Annotated in this window: 20 protein-coding genes; 14 read left to right on the forward strand and 6 right to left on the reverse strand. The window is 69.5% G+C overall.

Going from position 1 to position 20,538, the window contains the following annotated elements:
- Positions 1–2 precede the first annotated feature (2 nt).
- A complete protein-coding gene (locus tag AB0H84_RS36945; protein WP_357615084.1) occupies positions 3–1,439 on the forward strand; it encodes a peptidase S10 in 1,437 nt (478 codons plus the stop codon).
- Here the strand turns inward: AB0H84_RS36945 and AB0H84_RS36950 are convergent.
- The 5 genes from AB0H84_RS36950 to AB0H84_RS36970 all read right to left on the reverse strand — a co-directional run bounded on the left by AB0H84_RS36950 (position 1,398) and on the right by AB0H84_RS36970 (position 5,820).
- Complete coding sequence (locus AB0H84_RS36950; RefSeq protein WP_357615087.1) at positions 1,398–2,291, reverse strand: hypothetical protein; 894 nt, start codon at positions 2,289–2,291, stop codon at positions 1,398–1,400. The two genes, AB0H84_RS36945 and AB0H84_RS36950, sit on opposite strands and share 42 nt — an antisense overlap.
- Positions 2,288–2,719, reverse strand: a complete 432-nt coding sequence (locus tag AB0H84_RS36955) for a peptidase inhibitor family I36 protein (protein WP_357615090.1) — start codon at positions 2,717–2,719, stop codon at positions 2,288–2,290. Before AB0H84_RS36955 ends, AB0H84_RS36950 begins: the two co-directional genes overlap by 4 nt.
- 154 nt (positions 2,720–2,873) lie before the next feature.
- Positions 2,874–3,644, reverse strand: a complete 771-nt coding sequence (locus AB0H84_RS36960) for an SDR family oxidoreductase (RefSeq protein WP_357615093.1) — start codon at positions 3,642–3,644, stop codon at positions 2,874–2,876.
- Positions 3,641–4,654 (reverse strand): DUF4432 family protein, encoded by a 1,014-nt coding sequence (locus AB0H84_RS36965; protein ID WP_357615096.1) that lies wholly within the window; start codon positions 4,652–4,654, stop codon positions 3,641–3,643. Before AB0H84_RS36965 ends, AB0H84_RS36960 begins: the two co-directional genes overlap by 4 nt.
- A complete protein-coding gene (locus AB0H84_RS36970) occupies positions 4,651–5,820 on the reverse strand; it encodes a DUF4185 domain-containing protein (RefSeq protein WP_357615098.1) in 1,170 nt (389 codons plus the stop codon). Before AB0H84_RS36970 ends, AB0H84_RS36965 begins: the two co-directional genes overlap by 4 nt.
- Positions 5,821–5,984: 164 nt before the next feature.
- Between AB0H84_RS36970 and AB0H84_RS36975 the strand changes: the two genes are divergently transcribed.
- The 7 genes from AB0H84_RS36975 (at position 5,985) to AB0H84_RS37005 (ending at position 12,791) form a co-directional block, all read left to right on the forward strand.
- Positions 5,985–6,932 carry a teichoic acid biosynthesis protein C gene (locus AB0H84_RS36975; protein WP_357615101.1) on the forward strand — a complete coding sequence of 316 codons (948 nt, stop codon included), beginning with the start codon at positions 5,985–5,987 and terminating at the stop codon, positions 6,930–6,932.
- A gap of 61 nt (positions 6,933–6,993) precedes the next feature.
- A complete protein-coding gene (locus AB0H84_RS36980; RefSeq protein ID WP_357615104.1) occupies positions 6,994–7,203 on the forward strand; it encodes a hypothetical protein in 210 nt (69 codons plus the stop codon).
- On the forward strand, positions 7,196–7,456 hold the full coding sequence (locus AB0H84_RS36985; RefSeq protein ID WP_357615107.1) for a hypothetical protein: 261 nt from the start codon (positions 7,196–7,198) through the stop codon (positions 7,454–7,456). The genes AB0H84_RS36980 and AB0H84_RS36985 overlap by 8 nt, the downstream gene beginning before the upstream one ends.
- A 115-nt stretch (positions 7,457–7,571) precedes the next feature.
- Positions 7,572–9,182 (forward strand): ATP-binding cassette domain-containing protein, encoded by a 1,611-nt coding sequence (locus tag AB0H84_RS36990; RefSeq protein WP_357615110.1) that lies wholly within the window; start codon positions 7,572–7,574, stop codon positions 9,180–9,182.
- Positions 9,183–9,287: 105 nt separating this feature from the next.
- Positions 9,288–10,097, forward strand: coding sequence for a hypothetical protein (locus AB0H84_RS36995; RefSeq protein ID WP_357615113.1), 810 nt, complete (start codon positions 9,288–9,290; stop codon positions 10,095–10,097).
- An 83-nt stretch (positions 10,098–10,180) separates the two neighbouring features.
- Positions 10,181–11,602, forward strand: coding sequence for a hypothetical protein (locus AB0H84_RS37000; RefSeq protein WP_357615116.1), 1,422 nt, complete (start codon positions 10,181–10,183; stop codon positions 11,600–11,602).
- Positions 11,603–11,780: 178 nt separating this feature from the next.
- Entirely contained in the window at positions 11,781–12,791 is a 1,011-nt protein-coding gene (locus tag AB0H84_RS37005; protein ID WP_357615118.1) for a C40 family peptidase, read from the forward strand.
- 4 nt (positions 12,792–12,795) lie between these two features.
- On the opposite strand, the gene AB0H84_RS37010 is transcribed toward AB0H84_RS37005, so the two are convergent.
- Complete coding sequence (locus tag AB0H84_RS37010) at positions 12,796–13,290, reverse strand: inorganic diphosphatase (protein WP_345000573.1); 495 nt, start codon at positions 13,288–13,290, stop codon at positions 12,796–12,798.
- A 162-nt stretch (positions 13,291–13,452) separates the two neighbouring features.
- On the opposite strand from AB0H84_RS37010, the gene dacB reads away from it, so the two are divergent.
- The 6 genes from dacB to folE all read left to right on the forward strand — a co-directional run bounded on the left by dacB (position 13,453) and on the right by folE (position 20,433).
- A complete protein-coding gene (gene dacB / locus AB0H84_RS37015; protein WP_357615414.1) occupies positions 13,453–14,850 on the forward strand; it encodes a D-alanyl-D-alanine carboxypeptidase/D-alanyl-D-alanine-endopeptidase in 1,398 nt (465 codons plus the stop codon).
- A gap of 46 nt (positions 14,851–14,896) precedes the next feature.
- The gene (locus tag AB0H84_RS37020) at positions 14,897–15,973 is read left to right on the forward strand and encodes a zinc-dependent metalloprotease (protein ID WP_357615121.1); all 1,077 of its coding nucleotides are present in this window, start codon (positions 14,897–14,899) and stop codon (positions 15,971–15,973) included.
- Positions 15,974–16,058: 85 nt separating this feature from the next.
- On the forward strand, positions 16,059–17,063 hold the full coding sequence (tilS, locus tag AB0H84_RS37025) for a tRNA lysidine(34) synthetase TilS (protein WP_357615124.1): 1,005 nt from the start codon (positions 16,059–16,061) through the stop codon (positions 17,061–17,063).
- Positions 17,064–17,073: 10 nt separating this feature from the next.
- Complete coding sequence (gene hpt / locus AB0H84_RS37030) at positions 17,074–17,625, forward strand: hypoxanthine phosphoribosyltransferase (protein WP_345000581.1); 552 nt, start codon at positions 17,074–17,076, stop codon at positions 17,623–17,625.
- 238 nt (positions 17,626–17,863) lie between these two features.
- Positions 17,864–19,858, forward strand: coding sequence for an ATP-dependent zinc metalloprotease FtsH (ftsH, locus tag AB0H84_RS37035; protein ID WP_357615127.1), 1,995 nt, complete (start codon positions 17,864–17,866; stop codon positions 19,856–19,858).
- Positions 19,855–20,433, forward strand: a complete 579-nt coding sequence (folE, locus tag AB0H84_RS37040; RefSeq protein ID WP_345000585.1) for a GTP cyclohydrolase I FolE — start codon at positions 19,855–19,857, stop codon at positions 20,431–20,433. Before ftsH ends, folE begins: the two co-directional genes overlap by 4 nt.
- Positions 20,434–20,538: the final 105 nt, after the last annotated feature.

Consider the following 20,538-nt stretch of genomic DNA (forward strand, 5'->3'; position numbering starts at 1 on the left):
ATATGTCTGAAGCTACCCAGCCGGCGCCCCCGGCCGACAACCTTGTCACCACCTCGCACGCCCTGCCGGCGGGGCAGGCGTACACCGCCACCACCGGCACCATGGTGCTGCGCGAGGAGGTGATCGACGACGGCAGGTTCGAGGGCCTGCGGCCGAAGGCCGAGATGTTCGTCACCTCGTACACGCTCGACGGGGCCGACCCGCTGAGCCGGCCCGTCACGTTCGCGTTCAACGGCGGCCCCGGCTCCTCGAGCGTGTGGCTGCACCTGGGCGTGCTCGGGCCGCGCCGGGTCGTGATGGGGGACGCGGGAGCGCTCCTGCCTCCTCCGTACGGCCTGGCCGACAACGAGGAGAGCCTGCTGGCCGTGAGCGACCTGGTCTTCATCGACCCGGTCTCGACCGGCTACTCGCGGGCCGCCGAGGGCGAGAAGGCGGAGCCGTACCACGGCTTCACCGGCGACATCGAGTCCGTAGGCGAGATCATCCGGTTGTGGACCACCAGGAACGGGCGGTGGATGTCGCCGAAGTTCCTGGCGGGGGAGTCGTACGGGACGATCAGGGCGGCCGCGCTGGCCGACCACCTGCAGTCGCGGTACGGCATGTACCTCAACGGCGTCATGCTGATCTCCTCGGTGCTCGACTTCATCACCGGGGATTTCAACCAGGGCAACGACCTGGCCTACGCCCTCTATTTGCCGACTTATGCCGCTATTGCGCACTATCACGGGCTGCATGGGGAGCGGCCGCTGGCCGACGTGCTGCGCGAGGCCGAGGCGTTCGCCGAGCGCGACTACCCGTGGGCGCTGGCGCGCGGCAACCGCCTCAGCGCCGAGGAGCGCGCGGCCGCCGTCTCCACGATCGCCTCGCTGACCGGGCTGAGCGAGGAGTACGTCGACCGCGTGGACCTGCGGATCGAGCACGTCCGGTTCTTCACCGAGGTGCTGCGCTCGCGCCGCCAGGTCGTCGGGCGGCTCGACGGGCGGTTCATCGGCTGGGACCCCGACTCGGGGCGCGAGCACTTCTCGGCCGACCCCAGCATGAACGCGATCATGGGCCCCTACAGCGCCGCGCTCAACCACTACCTCCGTACCGAGCTGGGCTACGCCAACGACCTGCCGTACGAGGTGCTCACCTCGCGGGTGCAGCCGTGGTCGTACAAGGAGTTCGAGGGCGCGCACGTCCAGGTGGTCGACAAGCTGGGCGCGGCCATGCGCGCCAACCCGCACCTGCGCGTGCATGTGGCCTGCGGCTACCACGACGGCGCGACGCCGTACTACGCCGCCGAGCACGCCTTCGCCCACCTGCCCGTGCCCGCGGAGCTGGCCGCGAACGTGGAGTTCAGGTACTACGAGGCAGGCCACATGATGTACGTCCACGAGCCGAGCAGGCTGCGCCAGTCAGCCGACCTGGCCGCGTTCGTGCTCGGCCAGCAGTCCTGACGCGCGGGCCAGGCGCTGCTTGAGGTTGGCGCGGAGCTCGGCGAAGCGCTCGGGGTTGTCCCGGATGAGCGCCCGCTGGAGCTCCGCGTCGGCCGCGAACCAGGCGGCGATCAGGCCCGACGACCACTTGCAGGTCGTGTCCGCGTACGCGACCTGCTTCTCCTCCTCGCTGATGGCCGGTTTGTCGAGCTTCCAGCGGCCGTCGGCGATGGCGGCCTCCGGAGTCGGGTACGGGTGACCCGCCTGGCTCATGCACGACTGCCAGCGTTCCGCCGCCGCCGTCACGGACGGGTGCTTGGCGGCCTGCTCCAGCGTGAGCGAGTCCTGCAGGGTCAGCCACGGCCAGTCCGCCTTCTGGGCGCCCTTGCCGAGCGCCTGCGTGGCCCTGTCCAGGCAGCCGCGGTCGACGGCGTTGCCGTACAGGCGGTGGCGGGCCGGCTTGGAGAGCCGGCCCGTCCAGGAGCCCGTCGTGTCGGGAGAGGGCAGGCGGGCCAGGTGGTACCCGAAGTTCTTGGTCGCCACGGTGTCCGCGACGCCGTACCGGCGGGAGTTGCCGGGGTCCACCGCGGCGATGGTGACGGGGTCCTCCTCGGGCAGGTCGATGGCGATGCCCTTCTTGCGCATGCACCCTTCGACCAGCCGGTTGTGGGCGTTGCCCAGGATGGCCCGCTGCTCGGGAGTGGTCTTGTAGGCGTCGAACGGCAGCACCAGTTCCGACACCGAGGAGACGCTCTTCACGGGCGCCCGTGGGGCGGGCTCGTCGGCGGCGCAGGCGGCGGCGGAGATCAGCAGCAGCGTGCCCGCGAGGAGTCCGCGGCAGCCGGCCTGCGGCGGCCGGACCCGGCTGTTCACCGACACCAGATATCGAGCGCGCTGGCGCGGTTGTTGGAGACGGCGTTGTTGACCAGGAAGCCGTCGTTCGAGTCGTGCGTGAACGTGCTGTGCGCGCCGGTGTACCCCGGGTGCTGCCAGAGAGTGGCGCTGCAGCCGATGCGGTTCCTGATGGAGCTGGTCTCGTTGTTCATGCTGTGCCAGGAGTCGGTGAAGTCCCAGTTCAGCCAGTTGTTGTCGGAGAAGTCGGAGTCGTCCTGGATGAAGTCGCGCCAGAGGTCGGCGTGGCCGCGGTTGAAGTCGAAGCCGGCGTAGAGGCAGACGCGACCGCCGTAACACGTCGAGCGGGGGCTCGCCACCGCGGCGCCGGCTGGGGCGCCGGCTGGGGCGACCGCGGTGAGCATCGCGGCCGCGGCGACGAGGCCGGCCGCCTTTCTGGATAGCCTCACAGGTCTCTCCTCGATCAGTGGTCGTTTCGAGGGTCCGTGCAGGGGCTGCTCGCCCGGCACGCCGAGGACCACTGGTACCAGCGGTACGACCTGGGAGATCGCCGCGTTGGCGCAACTCTTGCCGGCTTGGTGCGGGACCTTGGGAGTCCGTGGGCTATTCGGGGAGGGCGGCCGGGTTCTGCGCGAGCAGGCCGCCGTCCACGCGGTGCTCGGCGCCCGTGATGAACGACGAGCGCGGCCCCGCGAGGAACGCCACCAGCTCGGCCACCTCCTCGGGCCGGCCCACGCGGCCCAGCGGGTGGGAGCGGCCCCACTGCTGGATCTGCTCCTCCTGCGACAGCTCGCCCCGCCACAGGTCCGCCGCCCAGCGCAGCATGGGGGTGTCCACCGAGCCCGGGCAGACCACGTTCACGCGGATGCCGTCGGCGGCGTGGTCGAGTGCCATGGCCCTGGTCAGGCCGTTGAGCGCGGCCTTGCTCGCCGTGTACGCGGCCACCTGCGCCTGCGAGGAGAACGCCTGCACCGACGACATGATCACGATCGAGCCGCCGCCCCTGGCCCTCAGCTTGGGAATGGCCGCCTTGCAGGTGAGATAGACGCCCTTGAGGTTGATGTCGAGCACCTCGTCCCAGACGTCCTCAGGGGTGTCCTCGACCGTGCCGTAACGCTGCACGCCCGCGCAGGTGACCACGACGTCGAGCCCGCCGTACTTGGTCACCGCCAGGTCCACCAGGTCGCGCATCTCGTCGGCCCGGCGCACGTCGGCGACCACACCGGTGACGCTGTTGCTGTCGAGCGCCGCGTCCTTGTCGACCCCGCAGAACACCACGGACGCCCCGCCGTCGGCCAGCCGGTCGACCACCGCCCGCCCGATGCCCATCGAACCGCCCGTCACGAGCGCCACTTTCCCGCTGAACTCGCTCATGCCAGCACCTCCGCGCGCAAGCGCATCACCTTCGTCTCGTGCGGGTCCAGGGTCAGGGCCGTGCCGTTGGCCACGGCGGCGGCCAGGCCGTCGGTCGGCATGCTGGAGAACGGCTCGAGGCCCACCGTGTACGCCCGTCCCCACCAGGGATAATCGGTGGACGCCCCGAGCTCCTGCCACATCCACAGGTACGGCAGGAGAGCCGCATCCCATTCCACCCGGATACCGATGTCCCCCGAGATCTCGTACCAACCCTCGTCGAAGCCGGTCAGGTAGACGATGTCGCTCGGCGCTCCCGGCTCCTGGACCACGCTCAGATCGGTCTCCCCGCCCTGATCGGCGGGCACCCGCGGCCAGTCCCAGGGGCCGCCCGCCTTCACCCGGCGGCCCTGCGCCGGATTTATCGCACTCTCATGGGGGATGACCTTCACGCCTTCCGGCAGCCGGATCCTGGCCCCGGGGCGCAGGAACGGCAGGCCGTACACGATGTGCTGCCCCCACATGGCGTGCAGCGGGAGGCCGGCCTCGTTGGTGGCCCGGCTCTCGATCTCCAGCGCCGCCGTCCCCGACCTCAACCTGAAGACCTTCTCCATCCGGTACGGCAGCCGCCGCGTGCGCACGCTGAGCCGTACCGCGACCTCCTCCTCGGAGTCGGCCACCACCTCGGACCGCCACGGCAGCCCGGAGACCTCCCCGTGCTGCGCAAGCCGGGCGCCGCGGTACTCGCTCGGCGCGCCGCCGCTGGGGAAGATCTCCTGCCAGCCGCCCTCGTAGTGGTCGACGAACTGGGCGACGTCGTCGGCCGCGCCGTGGAGGTGGTCGTGCGGGTTGCGCAGGCCCTGCGGGGAGAGCCAGACGAAGTCCGTGTCGGTGGGCTTGTGCAGGAACTCCACCACGTCGCCGCCCTTGTCCGGCACGACGGTCACGCGCAGCCGCTCGTTCTCCAGCACGACCGCCCGCAGTCCGTCGATCGTGACGTGCCGCAGGCGGGCCGCCCAGTTACGCCTCACTGGAAGGTCACATCCAGGAACCTCGGCCGGTAGATGGTCACGTCCCGGTAGTGGTCGGTGTTCACGAAGCTGTTGACGTTGTAGGAGATGACGAGCCCGTTGCCGGCCACCTCGGGGTGGGCGTGGGCGTTGTAGGTGAAGATGTTCCCGCTGGTCTCGGGGGTCGTGTAGACGTGCTGCTTGGCGGTGAACGGGCCGGCGGGCGAGCACGAGGTGTAGGCCACGATGTTCGGGCTGAGCACCTCGGTCGTGTCATGGGTGATCAGGACATATCCGGGTCCGACCTTGGTGACGCTGTACTCGTTCGCCACCCCGCTCATGATCCGCGCCGAGTCGGCCTCGTCCCGCGACCAGGCGCCGTCGGCCTTGAGGAACTCCCACGTGCCCAGCAGGCTCTGTCCCTTGACCCTGGCGACATGCATGTACTTGGGCGAGCCGAGGTCCTCGACGCCGTACACGTAGGTGTATCCGCCGTCCTTCAGGATCGCGGAGGCCCACGAGATGCCGTGCGCGGACGGCAGGTCGGTCACGCTGACCGGCTCGTTCAGCCGGCCGGGGGCGAACCTGGCCACCACGTTCCTGTGCCAGCGCCAGTCCCAGGCGCCGGTGCCGTACCGCTCGTACTCCTGGTAGGTGACCTCCACGAGCCCGCCGGCCACCGTCGCGTCACCGGCCCAGAACCAGTGGTTCTGGTCGCGCGGGGGCATCACGGCGGTCGGCTGCTGCGCGGTGCCGTCGTGGATCGTGGAGAGCTTGCCGTCCCGCTCGACGGCGAAGGAGTTGTTGAGGAAGACGGTGTCGCCGCCCTCCCCGACCACGGGCGGGCGCGTGCCGCCGGGGTTGACCCGGCCGAGGAACGTGTCCGAGAAGATCCACAGTTCCTTGCCGTTGGGCAGCTTGACCGAGTAGGTGCCGTCGGCGCCCGTCCAGTCGTCCAGCCTGCTGTTGTCGTTGCCGTAGTTGGTGAACAGGCTGGTGAGCCGGGTGTCGGTCGTGGTTCCCTTGACCGTCGGGGTGGCGCAGGCGGTGGCCGGCGTGGCCTGCTGCTGCTCTTGGACCACTGACGGGACGGGCTTGGGCGGGGCCGCCCACGCTTGCTGCGGCGCGGCCGTGAGGCCGGCCAACGCGATGGCCAGGGGTGCTAAGGCGGAGCGGAATCGCGTCATCACTGGTCCTTGGGGGAGGCGAGTTCCCTACAGTTCTAGTCATTAGATCACTTACTGTCCAGGGCCCTCTCGGAGGATTGTGAGGAACCACCGATCGTTCTCAGCCGACTGCACTATGGTGATGACTTCCTGAAAAGTCCGTAAATATCCGTTATGGAGGTCGTATGACGGTCACTCGCCGAGATCTGCTCAAGGTCGGCGCCGGAGTCGCGGCGACGGTCGTGGCGGGCACGGGGACGGCTGCGGCCGCCTCCTCCGGCCGGTTCGACCTGGCCGCGCCCGCCGACCCGTTGATCTGGAAGAAGGCGCTGTACGACGAGACCGTGCTGCAGTCGTTCGCCTTCGACAACGTCAACGGGCACATCTACGTGGCCCAGCTGAAGAACGGCTCGGGATCGGCGGCGGCCGGGGATCTCTGCGTGACCAAGCTGAGCCTGTCGGGGTCGGTGCTCGGCCACATGTATCTCCTGGGCTTCGGGCACGGCGTGCAGATCGGCGTCGAGCCGTCGGGCGGCTCCGCCTACCTGTGGACGGAGACCGACGCGGTGAGCGACGGTGCGGGGAACGCGTGGGGGAGGCGGCTGGCGAGGTTCAAGTTCGTCAACGGCCAGACGCTCAGGCCGTCGTCCTCGGCGCTCACCAAGTACACGTTGATCTCCGGCGCGACCAGCACCACGTGCGCGATCGACCCGTCGACCAACCGGCTGATCATGCGCTGCCGGGTCGACGGCCAGGCGCGGTTCGTGGCGTACTCGCTGGCGGCGGTCAAGGCGGGCACGGCCAAGGTGCTGTACGACGTCGCGCAGCCGTCCGGCCTGGGCGTCTTCCAGGGCTACACGGCTTACGGCGACTACCTCTACCTGCTCGACGGGACGGCTTACGGCCCCTCCAACCCCGCGCCGGGCAACACGTACCTCACCTGCGTCGACCTGCGCACGGGCGCCAAGGTCCAGCGCTCGCTCAGCCAGGCGGGCAAGTCCCTGGACTACCGCGAGCCGGAGGGCCTGGCCATCCAGATCGCGTCGGGCCGGCCCAGACTCTGTCTCGGCCTCGCCTCAGGCACGGCCGGCGCGCGCAAGGCCAGCATCTTCTATAAGGACGCCCTGGTCTGAACCGCGACCCCGGCCGCGGAAATGCGAATGGCGCGATGGGAGGCGGACGTAGACTGCCGGTATGAGCGCGATGCGTGAAGAACTTCACTCGCTGGTTGATCAGCTCCCTGACGATCGGGTGCAACCGGTGATCGCGCTCGTTCGTGAGAGCCTCCTGGCGAGCCGTCGGACGCAGGCAGCCGCGGCTCTGGAGAGGATCCGAGAGCGGATGCGCGGTGTGACGGGTGTCGATGAGGAGCTGGACCAGCTTCGGGAAGGGTCTCGTGGCTGACGCCTACATCGTCGACACCGGTGTGTTCCTGCGGTGGTTCGTCGATCAGCCGGGCTACGAACATGCTCGCGAGATGCAAGACGCGTTTCTCCGCGGGCAGGTCATGCTGGAAACGGCGGATTTCGCACGCATCGAGGTGGCTGGGGTTCTCCGGAAGAAGGGGCTGCTCTCCGGCCGGCTCATCGCATGTATGACGCAGTCTTCGCCCAACTGGCCGTCGATCGAGGCATTCCCCTTCTCACCACCGACGTAAAGCTGTGTCACGCCGTGGAGGGCGTCGTGGGAACGGAGATTCTGCGCGGCGTGGTGACCGCCTGATCGGCGGAAAATGTGATGCCCGCGCCGGAAGGGGCGGTTACGCTGCCTGAATGGGCCACGTCGAAGTAGGACATCTCACGTACGTGCTGCCCGACGGGCGGCCCCTGCTCAACGATGTGTCCTTCCGGATCGGTGAAGGCGTCAAGGCCGCGCTCGTCGGGCCCAACGGCGCCGGCAAGACCACGCTCATGCGGCTGATCGCCGGTGACCTCCAGCCGGTCGACGGCAGCGTGGCCAGTTCCGGCGGGCTCGGCGTGATGCGGCAGTTCATCGGCAGCGTGCGCGACGGCAGCAGCGTGCGTGACCTGCTGCTCGGCGTCGCCCCGCCCGCCGTGCGCGCGGCGGCCGAGCGGCTGGACGAGGCCGAGCTGGCCATGATGGAGCGCGACGACGAGAAGACGCAGATGCGCTACGCGCAGGCGATCAGCGACTACACCGACGCGGGCGGCTACGACATCGAGGTGTTGTGGGACACCTGCACGGTGGCCGCGCTCGGGGTCTCGTACGAGAAGGTGAAATATCGGGACGTGGCCACGCTGTCCGGCGGCGAGCAGAAGCGGCTCGTCCTGGAGGCGCTGCTGCGCGGCCCCGACCAGACGCTGCTGCTCGACGAGCCCGACAACTACCTCGACGTCCCCGGCAAGGAGTGGCTGGAGCAGCAGCTCAGGGAGACGCCCAAGACCGTGCTGCTGGTCAGCCACGACCGCCAGCTCCTGGCGAACGCGGCCGACCGCATCGTGACCGTCGAGTCCGGCAACATCTGGATCCACGGCGGCGGCTTCGCCACGTACGCGGAGGCCCGCAAGGCCCGCAACGAGCGCCTCGACGAGCTGCGCAGGCGCTGGGACGAGGAGCACGCCAAGCTCAAGGCCCTGGTCAACATGCTCAAGAACAAGGCCAGGTACAACGACGGCATGGCCGCCGCCTACCACGCCGCCCAGACGAGGCTGCGCAAGTTCGTGGAGGCCGGGCCGCCCGAGGTGGCCCCGAGCGACCAGAACATCAAGATGCGCCTGCGAGGCGGCCGCACCGGCAAGCGCGCGGTCATCTGCGAGGGGCTGGAGCTCACCGGGCTCATGCGCCGGTTCGACCTCGAGGTCTGGTACGGCGAGCGCGTCGCGGTCCTCGGCTCCAACGGCTCGGGCAAGTCCCACTTCCTGCGCCTGCTGGCCGGGGAGCCGGTCGCCCACGACGGTGTCGCCAGGCTGGGCGCCCGGGTGGTCCCCGGCCACTTCGCCCAGACCCACGCCAGGCCCGACCTGCTGGGCCGCACCCCGGTCGAGATCGTCATGACCGAGCACGCCAAGCTCAAGAACGAGGCCATGAAGACGCTGGCCCGCTACGAGCTGGCGGGACGCACGGCCGAGCAGCGCTTCGACTCGCTCTCGGGCGGGCAGCAGGCGCGGCTGCAGATCCTGCTGCTCGAGCTCTCCGGGGCCACGCTGCTGCTGCTCGACGAGCCGACCGACAACCTCGACCTGGCCAGCGCCGAGGCGTTGCAGGCGGGGCTGGACGCGTTCGACGGCACGGTGGTGGCGGTCACCCACGACCGCTGGTTCGCCGCCGACTTCGACCGCTACCTGGTCTTCGGCTCCGACGGCACGGTCTACGAGTCGCCGGAGGCGGTCTGGGACGAGGCCAGGGTCGTCCGTCCTCGTTGAAGGGCTCCCGCTGAAGGGCTCCCGTCGAAGAGCCCCGTTAAAGAGTTGGTACACCTGGCGCGTGTCACCCGCGATCCGTGCCCATGCACGGGTTATCACGGCAAAGTGATCCCGCGTAGCCGAACCGCCAGCCTGCTCGCACTCGGGGCACTCGGGGCGATCTGCCTCTCCGGGTGCTCCAGCGAGAAACGACCAGTACAAGAGCTCAAGCCCCTGGCTCTCAAGGAACAGGTCTCGAACATCGTCAAATCCGCCGACGGGTACGCCGTCACCTGGGCAGGCGTGCTCAGCAACGCCAACCCGTGGCACTTCGGCGAGCACGTGGTGGCCACGATCGTCGGGCACGACGCCAAGGGCACCGAGGTGGTCAGGATGGACCAGCCGCTCGACGCCGTGCCGCCGGGCGGGTCCCTGGCCTTCACCGGCCAGGCGACCTCCGTGGAGAAGCCGGCGAAGGTGACGATCCAGTACCGTCCCGCGCGCTGGCGGATGGCCGCGCGCATCCCTTCGGCGTTCCAGAGCTTTCCCATTACGCGAAGCCAGACTTTGCGCCAGAAAGATGGCTCATACCTTATTACTGGATATGTCGGAAATCCCTATCAAATGCCCGCCAGCAGTCTCGTAGTGAACGCGCTGGTGCGCGACAAAGCGGGCAAACTCCTCGGCGGTGGTAGCACGTTCGTGGATGACGTCAAAGCGGGCAGCCCGCCGCGATTCATTCTCACCGTTTCCGGCCTGCCCGCCGGGGCCACCGTGGCGAGGACCGACATCACGGCGAGGACCTGGGGATCCACCGGCCGGCCTTACGAGGATCTGGCGCTCGCCGGCGCCGTGCCGATGCACACGGTGAAGCCCGCCACCGAGCCGTTCGCGGTGGACCGGAGCACCCAGGTCGTTAACGAACATAAGCAATAATTCTCCGCAAATTCAAAGGCGTCGCTATGCCGTAGGCGTAAACCGGTAGAACTACTAGTTACCAATCAATTACCTTCGGTCATATGAATGACCGCGTCCTGGTCGAAGCACTCCGCGCCCGTGATCCAGATGCGCTCTCCGCGCTCTATGACACGTACGCGGAGAGCATCTACCGCTACTGCTGGTCCCTCCTCCTGAGCGCGGACGGCGCCCAGGTGGCGCTCCGCGACACGCTGATCGCCGCCGAGGCGCACGCGGACGCGCTGGCCGAGCCCGACAGGCTGCGGGCCTGGCTGTACGCGCTGGCCCGCGCGGAGTGCATGCGCCGCAGGGCCGCCGCGCCGCCGGGCGCGGCCGAGGCGCTGGCCGAGGCCCCGCCCCTCGACGACCCCGCCGACGGCGACCTGCGGATCATGGCCTGGAACGCCGTCCAGAGCCTGCCCGTCGCCGAGCGCGAGGTCCTGGAGCTCACCTACCGGCACTCGCTGTCCGCGTCCGAGCTCGTCCTGGTGCTCGGCACGCGGCAGGTGGAGCCGCTCCTGGAGGGCGCCCGCGAGCTGCTGAGCGACGCGATCACCGCCGAGATCCTCGCCAGGAAGGGCCCGTACGACTGCCCGCGGCGGGCCGCGATGCTGGCCGGGTTCTCCGGCGAGCTGACCCAGGACATGCGTGAGCGCCTGGTCAGGCACCTGCCGCGGTGCGAGGTCTGCGCGCCGCACCGCCATCGCGAGGTGTCGCCCACCAAGGTCTTCGGGCTGCTGCCCGGCGAGGCGCTGCCCGACTCGCTCCGCATCCGGGTGATGAGCTGCTTCGTCGACCCGGAGCTGCTGCCCTACCGCCGCTACGTCGCCAGGCGTACGGCTGCCCTGGGCGCCGCCGGGTTTCCCGTTTCCGCGCAGAACGGCGCTCAGGGGTGGACTAAGGCGCTGGCGAGCGCGCTGGCGGCGGTCGCGGCCGTGGTGGCGATAGTGGTGATCTTCCAGCAGCTCGACGCGGGCGGCGGCGGCGTCTCCGGTGTGGCGACGGCCGCGTTCCCCGCGACGGGCCAGCCGCCCGGTATCCAGCTGCCCTGGCATTCCGAGTCGCCGGACGCCCAGGTGACCGGCGGGGCGGTGCTGGATCGCAGGACCACTCAGCCGATCGGCGTGACCGGCGCTCCGATGCTCCTGCCTCCCGTCGTGCCGGTCAACGACGCGGTCCGCACCACCCATGGCGCCCAGCCGTCCTCCGGGCCGCCCCTGCCCCAGGAGCAGCCGCCCGGGTCGGATGCCCCGCCGCCCACGTACGTTCCGCCTCCCACCCAGGCCCCGCCGGACGGTGGCCCCCAGCCTGGCCACCCGCCCGGCCATCAGTCCGGCCACGCGTCCCCGCCCGCGACCCCCACCCGCACGCCCTGCCCCACGCCCACGGCGACGCAGCCCCCGCCTCCCACCACCCCGGACGCGACGCCCACGCAGACGACCACCCCCACCAGTGAGGAGCCCACACCCGCCTCGACCGGTTGATCGCCGACACGCGGGTGCTGACTACGTTACGTAAGCGGACTGCTGGGAACCGTGTGCATAGAGTAGCCATGTGTTTCCAGGGGGACCAATGCGTGCATTTCGGACAGGGCTGCTGGCTTGCTGCCTGATAGTCGCTCTATGTCCGCCCGCCGGGGCCGAACCCCCCTCCTCGCGGGACGTGAAAAGGGCACGCCAGACCGCACGTGACCGTTCCAAGGAGCTGGGGGCTGTCACCGCCAGGCTGGCCACGGCGCAGTCGCAGCTGGACGGGCTGGCGGCCGAGGCGGAGCGCCTGGTGGAGGCGTACAACGGCGAGCTGGTCCGGCTCCGGCAGGCGGAGCAGTTGTACACGCAGTCCATGGCGCGGCTGGCGGCGGCGGACGCGGAGGCCGAGCGGGTGCGGCAGGAGGTCGCCCTGCTGGCCACGGAGAGCTACGGCGGGATGGCTCCGCTGGCGCCGATCATCGGCATGATCACCGATCGGGGCGACCGGGATGGTGCCCTGCACCGGGCCGGGGTGCTCGCGCAGCTCTGGGGGGAGCGGGCGGCGGTGCTCAGCCGGATGAACGACGCCCAGCAGGTGGCCGCCATCCTGCGTACTGAGGCCGCGAACGCCTACGACGCCCAGCAGGCCGCATCGGAGCGCGCCGGGGCGGCCAAGAGCGCCGCCGAGGCGGCCGTGGCCAGGCAGCAGGAGCAGACGAAGGAGCTCAGGGCCCGCACGGTGGTCCTGCGCCATCAGGTCGACAAGGCGCGCAGCCGCGCGAAGCTGCTGGCCCAGCAGCGGGCCGCGGCGCTGCCGAGGCTCGTCTCAGGGGGTTCGGCCACGGGGGACGTGGCGGCCAACTGGGCGCTGACCCAGCTCGGCAAGCCGTACGTGTGGGCGGCCGCCGGCCCGGACACCTACGACTGCTCGGGGCTGACGATGCGGGCCTGGGAGCGGGCGGGCGTACAGCTCGACCACTGGACGGGCACCCAGTGGACGGCGGGCCCGCACGTGCCGCTCGACCAGCTGAAACGGGGAGACCTGCTCTTCTTCGGCTACGACAAAGACGATCCGAGCACCATCCACCACGTCGGGCTCTACGTCGGCGACGGTCAGATGGTGCACGCCCCGCAGACCGGCGACGTGGTGCGGGTGGCCTCGATCTGGAGAGGGGACCTGGTGGGCGCCACCAGGCCCCAATGAGGCATCAGTGATGCCCGCCGGACTCCTTGAGCCGCTGGAAGGAGCGCTCGATCTCGGCCTCGGCCTCGATGCGGCCCACCCAGTTGGCGCCCTCGACGGACTTGCCGGGCTCCAGGTCCTTGTAGACCTCGAAGAAGTGCTGGATCTCCAGCCGGTCGAACTCCGAGACGTGATGGATGTCCTGGATGTGGTGCATGCGAGGGTCGGTCGAGGGGACGCAGAGGACCTTGTCGTCGCCGCCCTTCTCGTCGGTCATCCTGAACATGCCCACCGCCCGGCAGGTGATGTAGCAGCCGGGGAACGTCGGCTCCTGCAGGAGCACCAGCGCGTCGAGCGGGTCGCCGTCCTCGCCGAGGGTGTTCTCGATGAAGCCGTAGTCGGCGGGGTACTGCGTGGAGGTGAACAGCAGCCGGTCGAGCCTGATCTTGCCGGTCTCGTGGTCCACCTCGTACTTGTTCCGTTGCCCCTTCGGAATCTCAACGACGACGTCGAACTCCACCGCGGTCCTTTCTCATGGGTCGATCCCGCCTACCCAGGCAGCGCCTGGTCAGGCATCGTCTCCCGCACTCAAGCCCCCCGGCACCCCCGGGTGGGCGTTAATGTCTCGTAGGCGAACACACAAGAGAGGGCAGGCGACGTGGCGCGGCACGACCGGTGGGTGATGTTGACCACTCTCGCCGTGCTGCAGGCCCTGACGATCGTCATCGGCGTTTACGCGATGACCACCGACTTCAGCCTGGGCGCGTTGACGAGGCAGTCTTCACCGACCAAGCCGACGGCGTCCCCGCCGGAAGGGTCTCCTTCCGTCCCCGTGGTCACCTCGGGGCCTGTGCTGGCCCAGCTTTCGGTGAAGCCGGGGGACGGACCTCTCCCGACTAAGGGTACTTTGACGCGGCAGCTCACGGACGCGCTGGGTGACGAGGCGCTCGGCGATCGGGTCGGCGCGGTGGTCCTCGACGCGGTCACCGGAGAGCGGATCTTCGCCTCCAACGCCGACACCCCGATCGTCCCGGCCTCCACCACGAAACTCGTCACCTGCGCCGCCGCCCTCGCGTCCCTGGGGCCGGACACCCGCTTCTCCACCAGGGTCGTCCAGGGGGCCAGTCCGGGCACGGCCGTCCTGGTCGGGGGCGGCGACCCGTTGCTCGCCGGCCCGTCGGCCAAGCCCACGTATCCGAAGCAGGCCAGCCTCGCCACGCTGGCGGCACGTACAGCTGCGGCCCTTAAAGCGCAAAATCTTCGAAAAATCACCCTTTCGTACGACTCATCGCTTTTCGTTGGGCAGCCCATCCCGCCGGGGTGGAAGCCGAACTACGTCCCGGACGGCGAGGCGGCGCCCGTCTACGCCCTGGCCATGGACGAAGGCCGCCAGAACCCGCGCAACCGCCAGCCCCGGGTCTCCAACCCGCCCCAGTACGCCGCCGCGGCCTTCGCCAAGCTGCTGGCCAAGCAGGGCGTCACGGTGGCGGGGTCCGTACGGCCCGGCAAGGCCCCCGCGGGCGCCCCGGAGCTCGGCCGCGTGGACTCCGCCCCGCTCTACTCCCTCGTGGAGCACACGCTCACCCACAGCGACAACGACATGGCCGAGGCCCTGGCCAGGCACGTCGCCGTCAAGGAGGGCAAGGAGGGCTCGGTCCAGGCGGGCACGAAGGCCGTGATCGCGGTGCTCCAGCGGCTCGGGGTCGCGCAGGGCGTCTCGCTCTCCGACGGCAGCGGCCTGTCCACCCTCAACCGCATCAGCCCGAGCGCTCTCGCCACGGTCATCGCCATGTCGGGCTCCGCGAACCAGCCCAACCTGCACGCCATCGCCTCGGGCATGCCCATCGCCGGCTTCTCCGGCACCTTGGGCAACGGCCGGCGGTTCACGTCGCGTGACAGCCGGGGCCAGGTCGGTCTGGTCCGGGCCAAGACCGGGACGCTCAACAACGTCAACACGCTGGCGGGCATGGCGACCACGAAGGACGGGCGGCTGGTGACGTTCGCGTTCATGGCGGACCGCGTACCGGTCACCGCCGAACCCGTACTCGACCGCCTGGCGGCCATCGTCGCACGCTCATGAGGACGCTCCTTCGCGGGTTCGGTGTGGAGCACGTACGGTGGACGGTATGCAGGTGATCGACTGGGATCTGGCCGTCACGACCGGCACGCGCCTGGTGCGCCCCGGTCCTCAGGTGAGCCGGGAGGAGGCCAGGCAGGCCGTCACCGAGCTCCGCACCCTGTCACGCGAGGCCGAGGGCCACGTGCGCAGCTTCACCAAGATCCATACTGAGACCGCGCCGCAGGCCGCGACCATCGTCGACCGGCCCGGCTGGATCAAGGCGAACGTCGAGGGCTTCCGCGTGGTGCTCGAGCCGCTGACCCAGCGCATGAGCAGCGGCGCCAACCAGCCGCCCGCCATCGTCACGGCCGTGGGCTCCCGCATCACGGGCGTGGAGGTGGGGGCCGTCCTCGCCTTCCTCGCCTCGCGGGTCCTGGGGCAGTACGAGCTGTTCCTCCCGCCCGACCCGACGGGCCAGGAGCCCGCGGGCCGCCTGACGCTCGTCGCCCCCAACATCGTCCACGCCGAGCGCGAGATGGGCGTCGACCCGCACGACTTCCGCCTGTGGGTGTGCCTCCACGAGGAGACGCACCGGGTGCAGTTCACGGGCGTCACGTGGCTGCGCGAATACGTCCGGTCGCAGATGACCGAGTTCCTGCTCGCCTCCGACCTCGACCTGCCCACGCTGCTCGAACGCCTCCGCAACGCCGCCGACACGGTGGCCGACGTGGTGCGCGGCGGCGAGGGCAACCTCATCGACGCCATCCAGTCGCCCGGCCAGAAGGAGATCCTCGACCGGCTGACGGCCGTGATGACCCTGGTGGAGGGGCACGGCGACTACGTCATGGACGCGGTGGGCCCGTCCGTGGTGCCCTCGGTGGCCGACATCCGCGCCAAGTTCGCCCAGCGCCGCGAGGGCGGCTCCCGGCTCGACCGCACGGTGCGGCGGCTGCTGGGGATCGAGCTCAAGATGAAGCAGTACGCGGAGGGGTCGGCGTTCGTGCGGAAGGTGGTGGACCGGGTGGGGATGGATGGCTTCAACCGCATCTGGACCTCCCCGGAGACGCTGCCCACTACACCAGAGATCGCCGACCCGGACGCCTGGATCAACCGCGTCATCGGCACCCCGGCACTCCCGGCCTGACCTCCCGAACCACCACCACACCGCGCCCGCGGAGCGCCGCGCGTCGGCGGGACAGGGTGCGGGTGGCGGGTGGTGGCACGGGACAATGGCACCCGTGGGTCCACATCCAGCCGTAGCCGACGTGCGCAGGGCAGTGCGTGAGGCGCTGGCCGACGTCCAGAAGGGCGCGCTGGTCATGGTGGCGTGCAGCGGCGGAGCCGACTCCCTGGCGCTGGCGGCGGCGCTGGGGTTCGTGGCGCCCCGGATGGGGCTGCGCGCCGGGCTGCTCACCGTGGACCACCAGCTCCAGCCGGGCTCGGCCCAGCGGGCGAGGACGGTCGTGGACATCGGGGAGACGCGCCTGGATCTCCACCCCGCCGAGGTCCTCACCGTGACGGTGGGCACCGAGGGCGGCCCCGAGGCGGCGGCGCGGGAGGCCCGCTACCAGGCGCTGGCGGAGGCGGCCGACAAGCACCAGGCGCAGGTGGTCCTGCTCGGCCACACCAGGGACGACCAGGCGGAGACCGTGCTTTTGGGGCTGGCCAGGGGGAGCGGCGTCAGGTCGCTGTCCGGGATGGCGGCCCGCAGCGGCCGCTACCGGAGGCCGTTCCTCGAGATCCCCAGGGCCACCACCGTCAGAGCGTGCCAGGCCCTGGACCTCGTCCCCTGGGACGACCCGCACAACGAGGACCCCCGCTACACGAGGGTCCGCGTCAGGAACCGGGTCCTCCCCGTGCTGGAGGCGGAGCTCGGCCCGGGAGTGGCCGAGGCGCTCGCCAGGACCGCCAGGATGGCGCGCGAGGACGCCGACGCCCTGGATCAGTGGGCCGAATCGGCGTACCAGAATTGCGCTCTTAGCGATATTCCGGGCTCGATGACGCTGGCCGTACCGGAGCTGGAGAAGCTGCCCGACGCCGTCAGGCGGAGGGTGCTGCGGCGGGCGGCCATCGCGGCCGGGGCACCGTCGGGAGCTCTGTCCGCTGCTCATATCCTGGCCGTGGACGCACTGGTCACGCGGTGGCACGGGCAGAAAGCCGTTGACCTGCCGGGGGGTCTGTCCGTCGTGCGGCGATATGGCACCCTGATAGTCGCCATCAGTCCCATCGCATAAGGAACCACAGGTGGACGCTGCCGACATGGGCAATGACCTGGAAAAGGTCCTCATTCCCGAGGACGAGCTCCAGGCGAAGATCAAAGAGCTTGCCGGGCGGATCGACGAGGACTACGCGGGTAAAGACTTGCTGCTCGTGGGCGTGTTGAAGGGCGCCGTCATGGTGATGGCCGACCTGGCCAGAGCCCTGCACGTGCCCGTGCAGATGGACTGGATGGCGGTGTCGTCGTACGGGGCGGGCACCAAGTCGTCCGGCGTCGTGCGCGTGCTGAAAGACCTCGACACCGACATCATGGGCCGCCACGTGCTGATCGTCGAGGACATCATCGACTCGGGCCTGACCCTGCACTGGCTCCTGGAAAACCTGAAGTCGCGCAATCCCGCGTCGCTGGAGATCTGCACCGCGCTGCGGAAACCGGACGCGGTGAAGGTGCCGATCGATGTGAAATACGTGGGCTACGACATTCCCAACGAGTTCGTCATAGGTTACGGACTGGACTACGCCGAGCGATACCGCAATCTGCCCTTCATCGGCACTCTGGCCCCACACGTTTACAAGTAGCAATCTGGAACGCGGCCGGGAACACCGCACAACGTGACGTACGTTGATAGGGCAAGACCGGTGTAGCGGGCGGGTCCCCCCGTGCGCTCTGCCGGTGTACCTTCAGACTCCTGGAGGGTGACCGCGCGTCGCCTTCGGGTAGTCAGAAGTCGCGGTGTCGGATGCCGCGGCCCCGGGGCAGCCCGGGGTTCCAGGCCATGTTCAGGAAGGGACGGGCCCGCAAGGGGTTCCGCATCGGATGGATCTCAAGCGATTTACACGTGGGCCACTGCTGTGGATCCTGGGCATCGTCGTGCTGCTCCTCCTCGTCACTCAGCTCTGGAGTGGCGGTGGCAATTTCAAGCAGGCCGACACGTCCTTGGTCCTCCAGCAGATTCGCGCCGGAAACGTCAGCAACGCCAAGATTGTCGACAAGGACAACCGGATCGAGTTGACACTGGTCAACCCGGTCACGGTCAAGGCCGGTGATTCGCCGACGAGGCTGATCCAGTCCAACTGGGTCACGGGTTACGGCAGCAAGCTGACCGACGAGCTTCAGGCTCAGTACGACGCCGGCAAGACCAAGAGCTTCAACACCGAGGTGCCGCAGGAGAACCTCCTGGTGAGCATCCTGGTCAGCTTCCTGCCGATCGTCATCATCGTGCTGCTCTTCCTGTTCATCATGAACCAGATGCAGGGCGGCGGCTCGCGGGTGATGAACTTCGGCAAGTCCAAGGCCAAGCTCATCACCAAGGACACCCCCAAGACCACCTTCGCCGACGTCGCGGGTGCTGACGAGGCCATCGAGGAGCTCCAGGAGATCAAGGAGTTCCTGCAGGCCCCGGCCAAGTTCCAGGCGATCGGCGCCAAGATCCCCAAGGGCGTGCTGCTGTACGGCCCGCCCGGCACCGGCAAGACCCTGCTGGCCCGCGCCGTGGCCGGCGAGGCGGGCGTGCCCTTCTACTCGATCTCCGGTTCCGACTTCGTCGAGATGTTCGTCGGTGTCGGCGCGTCGCGTGTGCGCGACCTGTTCGAGCAGGCGAAGGCCAACGCCCCGGCGATCATCTTCATCGACGAGATCGATGCCGTCGGCCGCCACCGCGGCGCCGGCCTGGGCGGCGGTCACGACGAGCGCGAGCAGACCCTCAACCAGCTGCTCGTCGAGATGGACGGCTTCGACGTCAAGGGCGGCGTGATCCTCATCGCCGCGACCAACCGGCCCGACATCCTCGACCCGGCGCTGCTGCGTCCGGGCCGCTTCGACCGGCAGGTCACCGTCGACCGCCCCGACCTCGAGGGCCGCAAGGGCATCCTCAAGGTCCACGGCCGCGGCAAGCCGTTCGCGCCCAACGTCGACCTCGACGTCATCGCGCGCCGCACACCCGGGTTCACCGGCGCCGACCTGGCCAACGTGATCAACGAGGCCGCCCTGCTCACCGCGCGGGCCGACCAGAAGCTGATCACGATGGACGTCCTCGAGGAGTCGATCGACCGCGTCATGGCAGGGCCCGAGCGCAAGTCGCGGGTCATGTCCGACAAGGAAAAGAAGATGATCGCCTACCACGAGGGCGGTCACGCGCTGGTGGCGCACGCGCTGCCCAACTCCGACCCGGTCCACAAGATCACGATCCTGTCCCGGGGCCGCGCGCTCGGCTACACGATGACGCTGCCCATGGAGGACAAGTTCCTGGCCACCAGGTCGGAGATGATGGACCAGCTCGCGATGCTGCTCGGCGGCCGCGCGGCGGAGGAGCTCGTCTTCCACGAGCCCACCACCGGCGCCTCCAACGACATCGAGAAGGCCACGGCCGTCGCCCGCCGCATGGTGACCGAGTACGGCATGAGCGAGCAGCTCGGCGCCCGCAAGTTCGGCACCGGCCAGGCCGAGGTGTTCCTGGGCCGCGAGATGGGCCACGAGCGCGACTACTCCGAGAAGATCGCCTCCACGATCGACGAGGAGGTCCGCCGGATGATCGAGACGGCGCACGACCAGGCGTGGGACATCCTGGTCCAATACCGCGACGTGCTCGACAACCTCGTGCTCGAGCTCATGGAGAAGGAGACCCTCTCCCGCGAGCAGGTGCTCGAGATCTTCTCCCCCGTGGTGGTCAAGGAGCACCGCCCGTCCTACGCGGGCTACGGCAAGCGGCTCCCCTCCGACCGCCCGCCCATCCTGACCCCCAAGGAGCAGTCGGCCAACGGCTCGCTCACCGGGGGCCACCAGGACGCCCTCCCGTCCGGAGAAAGTGCGTGACTCAGCACGACGTAGACCTGGGCCGGATCGAGAAGGCCGTACGCGAGATCCTCTACGCGATCGGCGAGGACCCCGACAGGGACGGCCTTCTCGACACCCCCGCCAGGGTCGCCCGAGCCATGGCCGAGCAGTATTCAGGGCTCGGCCAGACGCCCGAGGACGTGCTGACGAAGGTCTTCGACGTCGACCATGACGAGATGGTGCTCGTCAGGGACATCGAGGTCTACAGCACGTGTGAGCACCACCTGGTCCCGTTCCACGGCGTGGCCCACGTGGGCTACATCCCCAACGACCGCGGCCAGGTGACCGGCCTGTCCAAGCTGGCCCGCCTGGTCGACGTGTACGCCCGCCGCCCCCAGGTCCAGGAGCGCATGACGTCCCAGATCGCCGACGCCCTCATGCGGGTCCTGGAGCCGCGCGGGGTCATCGTGGTCGTCGAGGCCGAGCACCTGTGCATGACGATGCGCGGCGTGCGCAAGCCGGGCGCCAAGACCGTCACCTCGGCCGTCCGCGGCGACTTCCGCACGAGTGACAAGACCCGATCCGAGGCGATGGCGCTGATCCTGGGCCGCTGATGGCCGAACGGGGACCCACGATGTCAACATGTGTGGGGAAGCGCCTAGGCTTGGCCCATGACTAGCGTGCCCATCAACGTGCCGGGAGGTGCGGATCGGTGCCTC

Source organism: Nonomuraea sp. NPDC050786 (assembly GCF_040654115.1).
Lineage (GTDB): Bacteria > Actinomycetota > Actinomycetes > Streptosporangiales > Streptosporangiaceae > Nonomuraea.

Coding starts and splice junctions, on each gene's coding strand:
- AB0H84_RS36945 (WP_357615084.1), top strand. CDS start 3: ATGTCTGAAGCTACCCAGCCGGCGCCCCCGGCCGACAACCTTGTCACC.
- AB0H84_RS36960 (WP_357615093.1), bottom strand. CDS start 3,644: ATGAGCGAGTTCAGCGGGAAAGTGGCGCTCGTGACGGGCGGTTCGATG.
- AB0H84_RS36970 (WP_357615098.1), bottom strand. CDS start 5,820: ATGACGCGATTCCGCTCCGCCTTAGCACCCCTGGCCATCGCGTTGGCC.
- AB0H84_RS36975 (WP_357615101.1), top strand. CDS start 5,985: ATGACGGTCACTCGCCGAGATCTGCTCAAGGTCGGCGCCGGAGTCGCG.
- AB0H84_RS36980 (WP_357615104.1), top strand. CDS start 6,994: ATGAGCGCGATGCGTGAAGAACTTCACTCGCTGGTTGATCAGCTCCCT.
- AB0H84_RS36990 (WP_357615110.1), top strand. CDS start 7,572: ATGGGCCACGTCGAAGTAGGACATCTCACGTACGTGCTGCCCGACGGG.
- AB0H84_RS37000 (WP_357615116.1), top strand. CDS start 10,181: ATGAATGACCGCGTCCTGGTCGAAGCACTCCGCGCCCGTGATCCAGAT.
- dacB (WP_357615414.1), top strand. CDS start 13,453: ATGTTGACCACTCTCGCCGTGCTGCAGGCCCTGACGATCGTCATCGGC.
- AB0H84_RS37020 (WP_357615121.1), top strand. CDS start 14,897: ATGCAGGTGATCGACTGGGATCTGGCCGTCACGACCGGCACGCGCCTG.
- tilS (WP_357615124.1), top strand. CDS start 16,059: ATGGCACCCGTGGGTCCACATCCAGCCGTAGCCGACGTGCGCAGGGCA.
- ftsH (WP_357615127.1), top strand. CDS start 17,864: ATGGATCTCAAGCGATTTACACGTGGGCCACTGCTGTGGATCCTGGGC.